General features: G+C 67.7%; 1 protein-coding gene. It reads left to right on the forward strand.

All coding sequences use genetic code 11. The features are described from left to right. Positions 1 to 434: TCP-1/cpn60 chaperonin family protein (locus AC0L2A_RS36405; protein WP_473613011.1), on the forward strand; the 434-nt coding region annotated here is incomplete at both ends.

Raw genomic sequence — 434 nt, forward strand, 5'->3', positions numbered from 1 at the left:
CTGGCGGGCGGCGTTGCCGTCATCCGCGTCGGCGGTGCGACCGAGATCGAAGTCAAGGAAAAGAAGGACCGCGTCGACGACGCCCTCAACGCGACCCGTGCGGCCGTCGAAGAAGGCATCGTTCCCGGCGGCGGCGTCGCACTCCTGCGCGCTTCGCTGAGCATCAAGGCTGTCGGCGCCAACTCCGACCAGACCGCTGGCATCGCCATCGTGCGTCGCGCGCTGCAGGCTCCGGCCCGTCAGATCGCGGCCAACGCCGGTGCGGAAGCATCGATCGTTGCCGGCAAGATCCTCGAGAACAAGGGCCCGACCTTTGGCTTCAACGCCCAGACCGGCGAATATGGCGACATGATCGCGATGGGTATCGTCGATCCGGTCAAGGTCGTGCGCACGGCTCTCCAGGACGCGGCCTCGGTCGCCGGCCTGCTGGTCAC

The sequence above is a fragment of the Mesorhizobium sp. WSM4844 genome (assembly GCF_055811775.1).